The following is a 15,946-nucleotide window of genomic DNA, read 5'->3' as shown; positions in this document are numbered from 1 at the left end:
AAATTTTGCTAGTGATGTTCAACAAAGCATCAGGTTACGATAGCTGTTTAAGGCGATACCCGATACTGTGAACTGTCTCAATAAAATCGGGAGGCGCTCCTGTTGCCCTGAGTTTCTGCCGAAGGCTTTTAATATGGGCTTTGACAGTCTCCTCCTCTGGGGGTTCCTCAAGAGACCATACGTGTTCGATGATACTACTGCGGCTGAGTACGCGCCGACCATTGCGAAGGAACAGCTCCAATAAAGAATACTCCTTGCGGGTTAAGTGCAAGGATTGCTCAGCATAGCTAACTTCATAGGTACTAGGGTTAAAGCGCAAGCTGCCCCACTCTAGCACCGGAGATGCGGAGGAACTCCCTCGACGCAACAAAGCCCGTATCCGGGCTAATAACTCTGGCAAATCGATCGGTTTAACGACATAATCATCCGCTCCAGCATCTAAGCCGGTGACTTTATCCGCGCTGGTGTCGCGGGCGGTAATCATCAAGATTGGCTGGTTGTAGTCATGAGAGCGCAATCGACGGCAAAGGCTTATGCCATCTAGCTTAGGAAGCATTACATCCAACAAAATCAAGTCATACGTAAGGATTTGGACTTGCTCCCAAGCAGTTTCTCCATCTGTAACCACATCAACCACATAAATTTGGTCAGTAAGAGCTTCTACTAAAGCTTCCGCAAGATGCAAATCATCTTCTATGAGAAGGATTCTCATTGCATAAATTTTTTTTAATTATATAGTGAATGGAAACAAAGACGACCCAAAAAGTCTTTTGCTGACAAACCTGCCTTATAAATACAATATCATTTATTGTTGGAAAAATTAGCTCGACATAAACAGTCGTTTCAGCAGAAAGTACCTGTTATGAAAGGGTCTACTAAAAAAACAATTACGATCGGCGGTTTAGGGTTGGCATTGTTGCTACTCGTTGCACCGAGTACAGCTTCATATTGGAGCATGACTCGACTGATTGAAAGCTATGAATGGGTACAGCAGACTGACGAAGTTGTGCAGAACCTTGAAGAAATTTTTTCCCCGCTGAAGGATATTCAAGCAAAGGAACGCAACTACATCCTAACGGGCAACGAAAATTGGCTGAACGTCGAGCTTGCTGCTAGTCAGGAAATTGGCTCAAAAATCCCAAAGCTCCGAAAGTTGAGTGTTGATAATTCCCAGCAACAAACTAAGCTAAATGTGCTTGAATCCTTAGTGGCGAAAAAACTCGCTGTATTCAAAAAGTTGATTTCCCTGCGGCAGAACAATGGCAACGATCCGGCGTTACAGATTGCCCTATTCGAGCAGGAGCAAAAGCGTCAGGGTGAGCGCCAGTTAATCCAGCAGATGCAGAACGACGAGCAAGAGTTTTTACAGCAGCGATCGCTAGCAGTATCAACCAACGCCCATAATATAATCTTGATGCATTATATGGGCACTGGCTCGATATTTTTGCTTTTATGCTGGGTCTACTTCCTTCTTTATAGCGAAAATACGAAGCGCAAACGCGCAGAGGAGGCGCTACGAAAGGTTAATGAGGAACTAGAAATCAGAGTTCAGGAACGAACCGCAGAGATAGCTAGTACCAATGAATTACTGCTGGCTGAAATTATCGAGCGCCAGCGAGCCGAAGAGGCGTTACATCTGACCCAATTTTGTGTCGATGGGGCGGTATATGCGATCGCTTGGATCGATCTACAGGCGCGGTTTGTATATGTAAACGACGCCCTTTGCCATTCAGTCGGTTATTCACGGGAAGAATTACTCTCAATGAGCCTACCTGACGTAAATCCGGACATTGCCCCAGCAGTCTGTCCAGATATTTGGCAAGCGATCAAGCAACGCGGTTCTCTCTCTCTGGAGTCTCATCATCGTCGCAAAGATGGCAGGATATTCCCTGTGGAGATAACAGGCAATTACTTGCAGTTTAAGGGCAAAGAGTACGCTAGTTTTTTTGCTCGCGATATTAGCGATCGCCAACAAGCAGAATTAGCTCTCCGAGAGAGCGAACAACGGTTACAGGCAATTCTAGATAACTCCCCGGCAGCTATCTACCTTAAAGACACTTCTAGCCGATACATTTTGGTCAATCGCCAGTTTGAAAATTTATTGCACGTCACCAGAGAGCAAGTTCTCGGTAAGAACGATTACGATATATTTCCGCAGGAAATCGCAGATAGGTTGGTATCGAATGACAAAATAGTGCTTGAATCTGGAAGTTCCTTTGAGTTTGAAGAACTCATTCCTTGCCGCGACGGCATCCGCACTTACTTATCGCTGAAGTTTCTCATTTATAACTCCCAAGGGATTCCCTACGCAATTTGCGGCATCTCCACCAATATTAGCGATCGCAAAGCTGCTGAAGAAGCACTGAGAATTAGTGAGGAACGCTTTCGGATTGCGCTCAAAAATTCACCTATGGTTGTCTTCAATCAAGACACCGATTTACGCTACACCTGGGTACATCATCCCACTTCAAGGCTCGTTGAGGAAATTTTAGTCGGGAAATTAGAATCAGAAGCCCTTTCGCCTGAAGATGCCCAACGGCTGGCAGCGATTAAGCGCCGAGTGTTGACAACCGGAATCGGAACGCGCAAACAGACATTTATTACAGTTAACGGAGAAATTCGCCACTACGATTTGACCGTAGAGCCGTTGCGTAATCCCACGGGGGAAGTTGTTGGCATTACCGGCTCAGCGATGGATATTACCGACATCCGTTCCAGGGAAGAACAACTGCGAGCAATCTTCGAGAGCGCACTCGAAGTGATATTAATTACAGATGACGAGGGCACATATGTAGAAGGGAATCCAGCCGCCTGTCAACTGTTGGGACTGCAACTTTCAGAACTTCTGGGAAAGCGGATTGCAGACTTTATGGAGCCTAGTTTTGATTTTAAACAGGCATGGCACAACTTCCAAAAACAAGGGCAGGCAACTGGAGAATTGCGTCTCCTGCATCCGGATGGAACCGTGCGAGAAGTTGAGTATGCGGCTAAAGCCAATTTTCTTCCTGGGCGACATCTATCGGTGCTACGCGACATCACCGTGCGTAAGCAAGCGGAGGCAGCGCTGCGGGAGAGCGAGGCTCGCTTCCGCATGATGGCTGATAGCGCCCCCGTCATGATCTGGATGTCCGATCATGACGCACTTTGTACGTTTTTCAACCAGACTTGGCTAAACTTTACCGGACGGACTCTAGAGCAAGAAATCGGTAATGGTTGGTTGGAAGGCGTGCATCCTGAAGATACTCAGCATTGTTTAGATACCTACTTATCGGCTTTCAATGCCCGAATGTCCTTTTGTATAGAATATCGGTTGAGACAGGCTGATGGCGAATACGGTTGGGTTTTAGATAAAGGAGTTCCCCGGTTTACAACAGAAGAAGATTTTGCTGGTTATATCGGCACCTGCCTCGACATCACTGAGCGCAAAGCTAACGAGGAAGCCCTGAGAGAAAGCCAACGTTTCATCCAGAAGATTGCCGATACAACTCCCAATTGGCTCTACATTTATGACCTGATTCAAGATTGTAACGTTTATGCCAATCGCCGAACGGAAGATTTTTTTCAATGCACCCAGGCAGAAATCCAAGCATTAGGTTCGCGGATTTTATCAGATTTTTTACACCCAGAAGATTTTTCTAAACTTGATGAATTCTACAAAGAATTTGCCGCCACTAAAGAGGGTCAAGTAGTCGAAAAAGAATACTGCATGAAAAACGTCAGGGGTGAATGGCGTTGGTTTCATATCTGTGAAGTTGTTTTTACGAGAACCGCTGACGGCAGACCCGAACAGATCCTGGGTACAGGGGTAGACATCACCGATCTTAAGAAGGCTGAAGAAATGCGTCTGGCGCTAGAAAGAGAAAAAGAACTGAGTCAACTTCAGCAGCGCTTCTTTTCGATGGTTTCTCATGAATTTCGCACTCCAATTAGCACTATCTTACTCTCTGCCCAATCCCTAGAACATTCCTTCCAGCGATGGTCAAAAGAAAAAGTGGTGAAGAATATTGTTCGCATTCAAGCTAGTGCTAAACACATGGTTCAGCTATTAGAAGATATTCTGATAATTAATAGAGCGGAAGCCGGGAAACTAGAATTCCACCCTTCGTCTATTGATCTCAAAAAAATCTGCTACTACTTAACGGAAGAAATGCGGTTAATTGCTGGCAGTAAAAATTCAATAATCTTTGTTAGCCAAGGGGATAGTTCAGAATCAGCAATAGATGAAAAACTTCTGCGCTCAATTGTTAACAATTTACTCTCCAATGCGATTAGATACTCACCCCAAGGCAGTCAGATTCATTTTTCCCTCGTTTGCGATCGCCAAGTGGCAATCCTCGAAATTACCGATCGAGGTATTGGCATTCCGCCAAAAGACCAACCCCATCTATTTGAGCCGTTTTATCGAGGGGAAAATGTTGGCAATATCGCTGGTTCGGGATTAGGGCTAACCGTGACTAAAAAGTGTGTGAATTTACACGGGGGCACAATTACGGTGAAGAGTCAAGTCGGGGTGGGAACCACCTCCACTGTGAGATTGCCTTTAAAGGGCGCTGTAGGGATGGGGAGTCTCGATCTCGGCTAGAGCAGTTATACCATTCTGAGGGTAGACGGCTTCGAGCGCACCCACCTAGTAAAGTAAGAAAAGTAGCTCAATTGACTAAGATTGGCATTTAATAGCAAGATAAGTCATGACTTCTTGGCGCGATCGCTTCAATCAAATCAGTGGCAAAAGCCGCTTTGTAGTCTGTCGTTTGTTTATCCATCTAGCAGGTGCAGAGGTTGCGCCTCTGTTGGGAGTTCTGAATCGTGCTGCTAGAGAAGCAGTCGAAGCTGACGGGGATCTGCAAATTTTGGGCGAAGGACTGGTTGAAATTTGCCAAAACCTCTTACAGTACGATACTTACTGGCAATCCGCAGCAAATGAAGGCGACGTTTTCTGGGATGAAGGTGAAGCTGGAGACTACGTGAATGAATTGTTCACAGACTCTGCTGAACGCTATTTGAGCGAACCAGACTTCAGTCAATCCTCTCATGGAAAAGATGAACCCTTATCATTGCCGGTCACTCGCAACTTGATTGTGATGATTACGGTGGCTTACGAGGGAGAAGTTCCCGTACTCGAAAGCGATCTCGCCAATCTTAGTGCGCTCAAAGAAGGTCTAAAAACCTTGATTAATCTGCACTATCAGGAAAAACTGCGAGCAATACAAGTTCACTTTTCTCCAGCGCAGTTGGGTGATGAACTGACAAACGATCAATTGTTGCTGAATTTTCCAGAACTGATTCCCCTTTAATGGCTAATATCTTCCTCATCAAAACTATTAATCAATTTATGTTACGTAGATTGACCATTCTTTTCATGTCCCTGACGTTGTGTTTGACCACCGTAGCTTGTGGTGGCCCTACAACGACAACCCAAGCCCCATCTCAGAATCGAGACTTCAACACAACGACCGCTCAAACTCGGCTGCCTGAAGGACAATATCCAGTGCAACAGGCAACCTACAATGATGCCAATGGGGAATACACAGTCATGTTGCTCAATACCCCTCCGGGCACACCGGCTGTTTATCGCAGTACAGATTTGCAAATGGCGCGTCTGACAGACGAAGAAATTAAGTCGGGTCAGAAGGGTTATCTGAAAACAGCTAACGGTCAGGCATCTCTACACATTCCAGAAGACTTCAAAATAGAATACGTTCACAACGTCACTGAAACTCGATCCGACCCTCAAACAGGTCAACCCCAAACGGTTGTAGTGCGTCAGCAATCAAGCTTCTGGACGCCTTTTGCAGGAGCATTGGCGGGTCAAGCGATAGGCAGCTTGTTGTTTTCGCCGCGTTACTATGTGCCGCCAGTGTATCAACCAGGCGGAATTTTGAGAGGTTACGGCGGATATGGCAACACTTATGGTCAAGCGGTTCAGCAATACCAAACCCGCTACCAAGCGCCGCCACCTGCTGTTACAAATCGTCAAACCTTGCGGACGACCGGGCGCTTAAGATCGCCTTCATCCAGTCAACCGACCACCATTCGTCGAGTGCCGCAAAACGGAAACCGTTCTACTGGGTCGGGTTATGGTTCCAGCACGCTGCGTCGGTCTGACCGATCGACTCCCAGCCGCGCTAATCGAAGTCCCAGTTTTGGCAGCGGAGGGCGATCGCGTCCCAGTCGCAGTCGGGGAGCTTTTGGTTCTGGTGGCAGACGCCGCTAATTAGCGGGAGGATGGGCATCCCGAAACCTCTCCCCGCTTTTCCGGGAGGGGGACTCAGCCGCAGGGTCTGACCGTTCATCTCATGTTCGGTCAGACCCTGCGGTTGTGGGATGAAGTTAAGCCAAACAAAAAACGCCCAACAAAAACTTGAGGGCGTCGATCATCAGGGTGCATCTACTAAATATTAGTTTAACTCACTGAGGGGTCTGACCCCTCACCTCAAAAAAAGATTGTTATAAAACTTCACAATAGCTTTTTCAGTTTATTAACGCTACATCTGTGATTCCTCTTTGCCACCAGAAGGCGCGTCTAGCAGCTTCTGAGAATCGATCTGCACTCCGCGCATACCCTGAGCGATCGCTAGCCCCAAAAACAAAAAACGCCCAACAAAAACTTGAGGGCGTCGATCATCAGGGTGCATCTACTAAATTCAATATACCCCAGTGAGGGGTTAGACCCCCCACCCCTAAGAGAGATTGTTATAAAACTTTACATTTCCTGGGAAGTGCAGAGGGCGATATACCTCAATACGGTTCATTTAGAGCTAAAAATCCAAAATCTGCGTAGTAGCGCGTCTAGCCTAAATTACTGGCTTGTGTATTGATGAAAGCAATAGCAACCAACACTTTTTAACTTTGCTTCCCCAACATTTTAGAGTAGACGCGCTAGTAGGTTGGGTTGAGGAACGAAACCCAACAAATGCTTATGCGTGTTGGGTTTCGTTCCTCAACCCAACCTACAACTATTTGGGAGTGAACCGTATTGGATCTTACCCACCAGGAGGGTTGAAGGATGCTTGCAGTCAATCCAGACAAAGCGATGCGCGTGAAACCTAGCTACAGCCTAGAGTAAAGAGATGCCTGAGAGACACACCAAGCGATCGCACCAGTGCTGGGGAACGCGATCTCAAAGGGAGCCGACACAACCGAGATTAGGATAGTCTTTCAGGCTTTCTAACTGCACCGCCTTCATCCAATCGGTGAATGCCTTCCTATCCCTGTCATTTAGTTAGTTGAATTTTTCCAGCGTCGCTGTTATCCAAAGGGAATTCGCCCAAAATAGTATCAGCAGTTTCGGTCGTAGCAATGCTATATTTGATAGCCGTTATCGTTCTTATTTAAATTTGTTTCTACAAATTGGCGACTACCTAGGGCGTAAATTCTAAATCCGATCTATACTAATCCCTCAGGTGATTCCCTGTATTTTTGCTAATAAAAGTTTACCCATTAGGGTGATGTGGAAAGGAGGTGAGGAGGGAAACATGGTAATAGCTTGATGTAGTGACCCTAAACCAGGCAACTTGACAACCAAGTAGCCTACATATTCGATTTCAAGAGGTTTTGGATATGTCCTTGCTGTTTCTAATCCCTTTAGCAATCTCGATAGCATCGGCCTTCGTCATCTTTGAGAATTCTCACGATGAAGTTGCCTTGCTTGCTGCATCAGCAGCATCTGTCAGCTTGATTCTATGTTTGCTCTTTTTACCTTGGCAAGTCCAGCTTTTGCTGTTGATGTTTGTCTTAACGAGTACTAGACGGGTTTCTGTGCCAAATCAGAGCAAATTTAGGTAAAAAGACCATAAATTTATGCCGCGTCTTCCTGTACAGCGAACTCCAATCCAGTCTCAGTCTAGGTTGTTAGGGCTGGATTTGGTGACGCTGAAACTTAACCTCTAGCTGGAAACATCTGATGAACTGCTGGCATTTAGAACAGCAGCTATCGTTTACAAGTTTTTCAGATGAAATAATCGACTCTCAATGAGTTTACTGCTTTGGTAGGTATATCGCTGTTTGCCCTGCCAACCCAGAGGTTAAAAGACGCGATCGCTGGAACCTCTACACCCAGAGCCGAAACTGCCCTTTCTTAAACACAATCTTTACCGATGCGACCTTGTGCTTTTCGCCTCAATATTACCCATCGAATGAAGCCGGTGTCGCCAATTGTGACTGGAGAATATTTAGAATCGCCCAGTCGGGTGAATGCACCCAAAGAATTAGTTGCAACGATGGGAATGCAAGCCTCTGTTCTTTCCCAGCCGATTTTAGAAACAGAAGCGATCGCCTCTAGTTGAACTCATTTCAAGAGGTGTTCAAGATGAACGCAATTCCAACTTCTTTGCAGACCGAGACACCCGCCACAACCCACGACATTCTTGATGTACAGCAAACACACTGCTGCATTGTCGGTGGAGGACCTGCGGGGGCTGTCCTAGCGCTTCTCCTAGCCCGTCAAGGCATCCCAGTGATGTTGCTGGAGGTACACAAGGATTTTGACCGCGATTTTCGGGGAGACACCATTCATCCATCGGTGATGGAAATCATGGATCAAATCGGTTTGGCCGATCGCTTGTTGCAGATGCGTCACACAAAGGTTCCCAACCTTACCCTGATGACGACCGAGGGGCCGCTTCGATTTGTTGACTTCAGTCATTTGAAGACGAAGTACCCCTATATCACCATGCTCCCCCAGGTGCATTTCCTGCAATTCATCACAGAAGAGGCGAAACATTATCCAAATTTTCAGATGGTGATGGGGGCGAACGTGCAGGAGTTGATTGAGGAAAACGGGGTCATCCAGGGTGTACGCTACCGGGGACACGGCGGCTGGCATGAAGTGCGAAGTCAACTGACTGTCGGTGCAGACGGACGCTTCTCTCGCATTCGGCAATTAGTCGGGATGGAGCCGATCAAGACTTCGCCGCCAATGGATGTGCTTTGGTTTCGCTTACCTCGCCAAGCCGACGATCCCGAAGATACAATGGGGCGCGTTGCTGGCGGTCGCCTTTTGGTTCTGCTCAACCGCTTTGATTATTGGCAGGTTGGCTATGTAATTCCCAAGGGTAGCTATCAACAGCTGCGGGAAGCAGGTTTAGAAACTTTGCGTCAGTCTGTTGCTGAGATAGCACCCCTGTTTGCAGACCGGATGCAAGAATTGCATGATTGGACTCAAGTGGCGCTGCTCACAGTTGAGTCAAGCCGCGTCAAGCGTTGGTATCGCCCTGGTTTGCTGCTGATTGGCGATGCGGCTCACGTCATGTCGCCAGTTGGTGGAGTTGGCATTAACTACGCGATTCAGGATGCAGTGGTCGCTGCAAATGTGCTGGGTGAGCCGCTGAAAAAAGGATTGCAAGAAAGCGACTTGGCGAAAGTACAGCGCCAACGGGAGTTACCGACGCGGATTATCCAAGCATTTCAGTCTTTGGTTCAGCAGCAGGTTATTGCGAGGGCGATTGACTCGACCCAGGCATTTAAGCCGCCATTCTTCCTTCGTTTACCCATTTTGCGCGACATTCCGGCGCGGTTAATTGCCTTTGGCGTATGGCCTGTTCGCATCAAGAAAAGCATCCTAGCAGTTGAAACCGCAGCTACACAAACGAAACCTGCTCCCGACAGGTTACAAAACCCTTAATTTTCGGTTAGTCCGCGCTTTTGGGACTGGGAATGCAATCGCCCTAGAATTCCATTCTGAGGCTTGGTGCAAGATCGGGGCTTACGCAACAGCACCACATCTGAGGGCAACCACAGAGGGATTGAACCGACAAGAACGCTATATGTATAAGCTTTGCGTAAGTCCTGAAGATGTGAGGAAACGGTATTAGCGTGCAAAGGGTGTTAGCTGGAAAGCTTGAGTTTTGCCGTTATAAGTACCGATGCCGACAATGACTCCGCGATCGCTAATGTCGGTAGCACTGGTTAAATTCCAACCCGAATTAGCCGGAATGACGCGATTGAGATCAATCATCCGATCGCCACTGTAAAGGAAGGCGCGAGGAATGCGGCTGGCATTTTCCGCTTCACCGACCACTTGCCCACGATTGTTGATACTGTTAGCGATGCTGCTTTGTCCGCCTAAAGTGCCGAGATCCATCATTTTGCCATTCCTGTAGAGGAAGGCTTGAGGTTGATGATTCGCAGTGTCTGCCACCCCAACCACCTGACCTTGGTTGTTGATAGCATTAGCGGTGCTGCTTTGTCCGCCTAAAGTACCGAGGTCAGTTTTTTGACCGCCGCTGTAGAGGAAAGCTTTGGGAATGCGATCGCGATTCTCTGCAAAACCGACTACTTGCCCGTTTTCATTGATGTCGTTCGCGTAGCTGTTCAAACCCCCGAAGGTGCCGAGGTCAATCTTCTTGCCGTTACTGTACAGGAAGGCGTGCGCCTTATCGTTGCTAGTGTCGGCAAATCCGACTATCTGACCTTTACTATTAATACTTCTGGCATCGCTGCTTTTACCGCCAAGGGTGCCGAGGTCGGTTGTTTTGCCATTTTTGTAAAAGAAGGCGTGATAATTTTCATTGGCAGTCATTACACCGACTATCTCCCCGTTCTCATTGATACTCGTAGCGGCGTTGTAGCGGCTCTTAAGACTGTTAATTTCACTCATTTTGCCATTGCTATAGATGAAGGCTTTTTGGGTACTGTCGTTAGGGTTAAAAAATCCAACCACTTGATCGTTATTATTAATTTTTTTGGCAACGCTGGCACGGCTATTGAGGGTGTCAAGATTGACGATGCTGTAGCGTTGACCTGCGGGAATTTGTGTCTGTGATGGCTGGGCATTGCCTGATGAGTGAAGGGTGACGCGGGCAGCAACAACCAATCCACCCAGTGCTGTGATAATTCCTAAAATAGCGATCGCTTTATTAGTAAAATTCATGATGACGCGATACCTGAAAAATTCAAGGGAAAGGCAAATATCGGTTGTGCCCGTTCTCCTCGACTAGCGATCGCCAGCGATAGTTGCTAATTCGATCGGAATTCCCCAAGAGGATTAGTTATTTCTACTGGTATCCCGCTGCTTGCAACGTGAACAATCGAGCATAGCGTCCCCCAGCTTTCAATAATTCCTCGTGACTTCCCTGTTCTATCACCTTTCCGGCTTCCAAAACTACAATCTTGTCAGCCATTCGCACCGTCGAGAAGCGGTGGGAAATTAGGAGAACCATCTGGTTTTTTGTAACTGTCCGAAAGCGGTCGAAAATCATCACTTCCGCCTCTGCGTCCATCGCCGCCGTTGGTTCATCCAATACCAAGATATCTGCTTTAGTTCGCATAAAAGCGCGGGAAAGGGCGATTTTTTGCCACTGACCGCCAGAAAGTTCCGTTCCTCCTCTAAACCATCGTCCTAACTGAGTCTGAAACCCGTCTGACATCGTTTCGATAAAAGGTTTCGCCATGCCTTTTTCTGAGGCAATTTCCCAGTGTTTTTCGTCTTCTAAGTAGTTGACATCCCCAACGCCCACATTCTCTCCTACCGTGAACTGGTAGCGGACGAAGTTCTGGAAAATCACGCCAATCCGTCGATGCAGCACTTCAATATCCCATTCCGGCAAATCCAAGCCATCGAGTAAGATGCGCCCAGAATCGGGTGCGTACAATCGAGTTAAAAGTTTAATTAGCGTGGTTTTTCCAGAACCGTTCTCACCGACAATCGCCAGTTTTTCTCCCGGTTTCAGGTGTAGCGAGACTCCATTTAAGGCAGGTTGAGGACTTCCTGGGTAGGTGAAGTAGACATTCTCAAAACGCACCCCATCATTCGGAAGTACACCCTTAGTTGCCATTCCCCAGGATTTGGGGATGTCTTGTTCTAAAAACTCGTAAAGGTTGGATAAATACAGGTTGTCTTCGTACATTCCCCCAATGGAAGTGAGGGCGGCGGAGAAGGTAGACTGTCCTTGCCGAAACACCATCAGGTACATTGTCATGTCGCCAAGGGAAATCCGACCCGCGATCGCTTCTAGGACAATCCAGGCGTAGGCGAGATAGAAGGCGGCGGTACTCAAACTCCCCAGCAAGTAACCCCAGAATCCTCGCCGTAACGTTAAATCCCGGTCTTCGCCGTACAGTCGAGAGAAGATGTCTTGGTAGCGTTGCAGTAACATCGGTCCCAACTGATACAATTTCACCTCTTTGGCGTAATCTTCCCGCGCAATCAGTGTTTCCAGGTAGTGTTGTTGGCGGGTTTCAGGCGATCGCCAGCGGAACAAGCGAAAAGCTTCTCCAGAAAAGCGCGTTTCGGCGATAAAAGCAGGCAAGGCGGCTACAACCAGTACCACGACTGCCCAAATGGAGAATTGCAGCAGCAAACTGCCGTAGGTGACAAGCGACAGACCACCCTGAATTAAGCTGAAAGTACGGCTGACTAGCGATAAGGGACGACTGGATGCTTCTTGTCGCGCCCGATTCATCTTGTCGTAAAACTCGGAATCTTCAAAGTGGGTGAGGTTGAGTGTGAGTGCCTTTTCTAAAATTAAGACATTCACCCGCTGACCTAACAACACTCGCAGCAAGGACTGACAAACGGATAGACCCCTTTGACTACCTGCCAGCAACAGGACAGCGATCGCTTCCAATCCTACATAACCTAACGCTGACGGGCGATCGCTTTGCAAGCCGGTTTGAGAAGCCAAAACCACCCCATCGACGATTAACTTGCTGACATAGGCAACAGCCGCTGGTAGCAAACCCGCAAATAAGGTTAAAGTGGCAAGAACGATCGTGAGGATGCGGCTAGTAGTCCAGACTAAACTAATCGCGCGATCGCTGTATCGGAAAACTGCTAGAGATTGGCGTAAGCGGTGCCCGATCAGCCTGAAGACATTAAATTTCTGGTGACGACTCATAATCTATTTATAACGTCGTCTAGGCATCGGAAGGAGCAAATGCAATCGCCCCTACAGGCGGTAAAACAACTTCTAGATCGAAGTAGCGATCGCGCAACACTCCCGTAAGCGATCGCAATCCCCATTCTTCACTGCGACGATGACCGACGGCGATAACGCGAATTCCTGTTGCTTCCACAGCAGCTGCCGCTGGTTGTCTCAACTGTCCAGTAATGTATAGATCGGCACCCCGCATTGCCGCCTCGCGGATTAGCGCATCGGTCATTGCCCCAACGACAGCCACTCGCTGGATGTCGCTTCCACTACTAGCAAGTGTTTTATCGTATCCGCCAAAGATTTCACGAACGCTATCGCAGTAACTCACAAAACTCTGTGCAGATATTTCCCCGATCGTACCAATCGGTCGTCCTTCCTTTTCACCCAACACCTCCAATGCAGACATCCCCAGCACATCGGCAAGTCGAGGATTAAAACCCAGTGTCATACGTTCGTCAAAAGCCAGATGATACGCCACCACGCCGACATCGGGTGCTAGTTGTCCCGCCTCCAGCTTCCAGGGACGATGGAAAAATAGGGCATCTAAGTGTTGAGATGTCGCCCATTCAGGCAATCCCGCCCAAGGTTCCAGCGCTAATCCAATCCGACGGATAGGGCGCAAGGAGGGCTGATAAATGCCACCTTGGTCATCACCAAAGCGATGAACGGCAAAGAATCGATCTAAAAATTGTGCAAGATCGTTTAGCGCGATCGCGTCTCCAGTCCATGCAACTGTACTCATGGGCAAAATCTAGCTTGTACAAGTGCTTCATAAAATCCTCTGCTTTCTCTTTCTTGGCGTCCTTGGCGTCCTTGGCGGTTCGTCAAAAAAAGTCTTACAAATCAAAGAGGATTGCTATATAAAGTCAAAGGTTCCACCGTCCCCCCTTAAACTGGTAGCCTATCTCACTTATGGCTCAGTTATGGCTCAGTAGAACTGGAAACCGGATGAATCGGAGAGACTTGCTGCAATTTTTGCGCTTCCAGCACTTCTAGCCTAGCCAGGGATGTAGCAGCGTCCGCTAGCTGTAAAGCCAGATTCACCCGACATACGGGATCTTTTGCTTGCCAAAGATCCCGCGACAGACAATGCACTCGATAGCGGAACATTTTAATGGAGTATGACGGGATGGCTTTAACAGTCATGGTTACAATCTCTTTTCTACAGAAGCTTGAATGCCCAGAAGTACCCGTGCTGGCTCTAGATAGACAAATATCAGTATGATTACTTTGTCGTTAGTACTGATTGTTACATCATAAGTGACTGCTGGCGGTACAACCCGTTCATGCTTCACAACTACAGTGTATTGCCCAATTGGCAGGTCATCAAAGCCCGCATCTGCATGAATCAGGTCAACTGTCTCTTGAGCGATCGCTTGCCCATCTTGCCCAAGTAAAGTAATAAAGGCAATGCCATCAATTGAAGTCAGGGCATGATTCTCCTGATTGCGAATCGTGACATAAATATCGGACATTTACTCAGCCTTTTGTTCCCAGTGTCATGAGTGTATCCGATAACAAAAGCGATCGCTTGATGGTCTGGTAAGGAGAAATTGGTTAAAAGTAGCATCCACAAAAGCGATCGCTTTTGTGTTCAACAATAAAGCCAGCTACAGGGTACCATTGCTGTAGCAAACCCCGATAGAGAGGCGCTATGTTCATCAGCCTGATTGCAGACTACGGAACCGGCGATCCAGCTTTTGCAGAGGTCACGCAACGTCTTTTGATGGCTCTACCTTCCTCCCAGATTTACTGCCTCTCGGTTCCTCCCTTCAGTACCTTGGCGACTGGTTTCTGGATAGCTCAACTCGGACTCAACCCCGGTCCCCAAGAGCGTCTCATTTATCACAACTGCGCTCCTCGCCAAGACGACCCGGAAGCACGGCAAAACAATGAAGGCGAGGGATTAACTTATGCGCTGCTGCCTAACGGCGTCAAAGTGGTGGGTGTATTTGCTGGTTACACCCTCTCTTTTATCAAAGATCATGCTCAAGTTTTGCAAACGGTAAAAGTTTCTAGAGGCGGATCGCAGTTCCGTTCGCGGGATGTGTTTCCTAATGCAGCGGCAGCGATCGCTCAGGGAGACACTAACTATTTGGGGGAAGTCTTGAACGCCAGTCAAATCCCCGATGCACCGAGCGATCGCGTTGCCTGGATCGATGGCTACGGTAACATCAAAACTACAATCCCTGCCGATACCCTCAACCTAAAACCGGAAGAAAAAGTAGTCATTCGTGTCGGGGATGTCGTGAGCGATGCCGTCTACTGTGATGGCAGTTTCCGCGTACCGCAAGGAACTTTGGCGTTTTCACCGGGAAGTTCCGGCTGGAATGCCGCACATGATGGAAAGCCTATCCGTTGGATGGAGTTATTTTTGCGAGGCGGCAATGCTTGGGAACGCTTCGGCAAACCCCGTGTGAATCAAGTAGTGACTCGACTCTAAAAAGGAATTAAAAATTACCCTTTGTTAATTTTTAATTTGGCATTTCTAATTTTATAGCGGCTCTTTAGGAGCATTGCCGATCAGCGCTTGCACCAAATTCCAAAACGCCGAAATAAATGCCGCTCCTAAGACAACAAACATCAACATCGCCAGCCCAGCAAAGGGAGAGGTAATGAATAAGACGATGAACGCGAATAATAGAATCGTCAGTAGTGCCTTGTTCATAGGTGCTGTTTCCTTCCGATTCAGGTGTACTCTCAAAGCATAACTAGCTGGTTTGTTGTAGCGTCCCCTTCTCTGTGCTGAATTAAATATCATCACAGGGGGAGATGTTCTCACAGCGACTAAGTTTTAAAGAAGCGAGGAAGCTGTTAAGAGTGAGCGCTGCGAAGAAGGCGATCGCTTTCACAAATCTTGGCTATCGCAAATAGCCTCTGGTGAATTATCATCGAAACCTCGCGGGAAACCCTGCTGCTTTAGCACAGGGAGGGATAGCGACGGCGTGGTAGCGCCAATCTCTTAAGCGTCTCACAAAATATCTGGTACACTGTGAGACATGACGCAGAAAGCCTTCAAGTACCGCATCTATCCGACTCCTGAGCAAGAAACCTTGCTCAAGAGGACGATGGGC

The 15,946-nt window shown here is 47.8% G+C and carries 15 protein-coding genes; 7 read left to right on the top strand and 8 right to left on the bottom strand.

Annotation, left to right across the window (positions count from 1 at the left end; all coding sequences use genetic code 11):
* Positions 1–34: 34 nt before the first annotated feature.
* Entirely contained in the window at positions 35–712 is a 678-nt protein-coding gene (locus ACFW2W_RS07085) for a response regulator transcription factor (protein WP_378175239.1), read from the bottom strand.
* 150 nt (positions 713–862) lie between these two features.
* On the opposite strand from ACFW2W_RS07085, the gene ACFW2W_RS07080 reads away from it, so the two are divergent.
* From ACFW2W_RS07080 to ACFW2W_RS07070, 3 genes are all read left to right on the top strand, one after another.
* The gene (locus tag ACFW2W_RS07080) at positions 863–4,582 is read left to right on the top strand and encodes a PAS domain S-box protein (RefSeq protein WP_378175236.1); all 3,720 of its coding nucleotides are present in this window, start codon (positions 863–865) and stop codon (positions 4,580–4,582) included.
* 106 nt (positions 4,583–4,688) lie between these two features.
* Positions 4,689–5,294 carry a DUF1517 domain-containing protein gene (locus ACFW2W_RS07075; protein WP_378175233.1) on the top strand — a complete coding sequence of 202 codons (606 nt, stop codon included), beginning with the start codon at positions 4,689–4,691 and terminating at the stop codon, positions 5,292–5,294.
* A gap of 38 nt (positions 5,295–5,332) precedes the next feature.
* On the top strand, positions 5,333–6,214 hold the full coding sequence (locus tag ACFW2W_RS07070) for a hypothetical protein (RefSeq protein WP_378175230.1): 882 nt from the start codon (positions 5,333–5,335) through the stop codon (positions 6,212–6,214).
* Between the two features lie 271 nt (positions 6,215–6,485).
* On the opposite strand, the gene ACFW2W_RS07065 is transcribed toward ACFW2W_RS07070, so the two are convergent.
* Positions 6,486–6,635 (bottom strand): hypothetical protein, encoded by a 150-nt coding sequence (locus tag ACFW2W_RS07065; protein WP_378175227.1) that lies wholly within the window; start codon positions 6,633–6,635, stop codon positions 6,486–6,488.
* Between the two features lie 1,461 nt (positions 6,636–8,096).
* Between ACFW2W_RS07065 and ACFW2W_RS07060 the strand changes: the two genes are divergently transcribed.
* Both ACFW2W_RS07060 and ACFW2W_RS07055 read left to right on the top strand, forming a co-directional pair.
* Complete coding sequence (locus tag ACFW2W_RS07060) at positions 8,097–8,285, top strand: hypothetical protein (protein ID WP_378175224.1); 189 nt, start codon at positions 8,097–8,099, stop codon at positions 8,283–8,285.
* A 23-nt stretch (positions 8,286–8,308) separates the two neighbouring features.
* Complete coding sequence (locus ACFW2W_RS07055; protein ID WP_378175222.1) at positions 8,309–9,622, top strand: FAD-dependent oxidoreductase; 1,314 nt, start codon at positions 8,309–8,311, stop codon at positions 9,620–9,622.
* 186 nt (positions 9,623–9,808) lie between these two features.
* Here the strand turns inward: ACFW2W_RS07055 and ACFW2W_RS07050 are convergent, their stop codons facing one another.
* The 5 genes from ACFW2W_RS07050 to ACFW2W_RS07030 form a co-directional block, all read right to left on the bottom strand.
* Positions 9,809–10,870, bottom strand: coding sequence for a DUF3466 family protein (locus ACFW2W_RS07050; RefSeq protein ID WP_378175219.1), 1,062 nt, complete (start codon positions 10,868–10,870; stop codon positions 9,809–9,811).
* Positions 10,871–10,994: 124 nt separating this feature from the next.
* Positions 10,995–12,836, bottom strand: coding sequence for an ABC transporter ATP-binding protein (locus tag ACFW2W_RS07045; protein WP_378175216.1), 1,842 nt, complete (start codon positions 12,834–12,836; stop codon positions 10,995–10,997).
* Between the two features lie 19 nt (positions 12,837–12,855).
* Positions 12,856–13,614: a Nif3-like dinuclear metal center hexameric protein gene (locus ACFW2W_RS07040; protein WP_378175213.1), complete on the bottom strand. Its 759-nt coding sequence runs from the start codon at positions 13,612–13,614 to the stop codon at positions 12,856–12,858.
* 179 nt (positions 13,615–13,793) lie between these two features.
* Complete coding sequence (locus tag ACFW2W_RS07035; RefSeq protein ID WP_378175210.1) at positions 13,794–14,018, bottom strand: hypothetical protein; 225 nt, start codon at positions 14,016–14,018, stop codon at positions 13,794–13,796.
* Positions 14,019–14,020: 2 nt separating this feature from the next.
* Positions 14,021–14,347, bottom strand: coding sequence for a hypothetical protein (locus tag ACFW2W_RS07030; protein ID WP_378175207.1), 327 nt, complete (start codon positions 14,345–14,347; stop codon positions 14,021–14,023).
* A gap of 179 nt (positions 14,348–14,526) precedes the next feature.
* On the opposite strand from ACFW2W_RS07030, the gene ACFW2W_RS07025 reads away from it, so the two are divergent.
* The gene (locus tag ACFW2W_RS07025) at positions 14,527–15,315 is read left to right on the top strand and encodes an S-adenosyl-l-methionine hydroxide adenosyltransferase family protein (RefSeq protein WP_378175204.1); all 789 of its coding nucleotides are present in this window, start codon (positions 14,527–14,529) and stop codon (positions 15,313–15,315) included.
* Between the two features lie 51 nt (positions 15,316–15,366).
* Here ACFW2W_RS07025 and ACFW2W_RS07020 read toward each other — a convergent pair whose 3' ends face one another.
* Positions 15,367–15,540, bottom strand: a complete 174-nt coding sequence (locus tag ACFW2W_RS07020) for a hypothetical protein (protein ID WP_378175201.1) — start codon at positions 15,538–15,540, stop codon at positions 15,367–15,369.
* 331 nt (positions 15,541–15,871) lie between these two features.
* On the opposite strand from ACFW2W_RS07020, the gene ACFW2W_RS07015 reads away from it, so the two are divergent.
* On the top strand, positions 15,872–15,946 hold a 75-nt coding region (locus tag ACFW2W_RS07015; RefSeq protein WP_378173165.1), incomplete at its 3' end, for a helix-turn-helix domain-containing protein.

It is taken from the genome of Coleofasciculus sp. H7-2 (assembly GCF_042747725.1).
Taxonomy (GTDB): Bacteria; Cyanobacteriota; Cyanobacteriia; order Cyanobacteriales; family FACHB-T130; genus FACHB-T130.
Note: the sequence above shows the minus strand (reverse complement) of the source record. Positions and strands in the feature narration are given on the sequence as shown.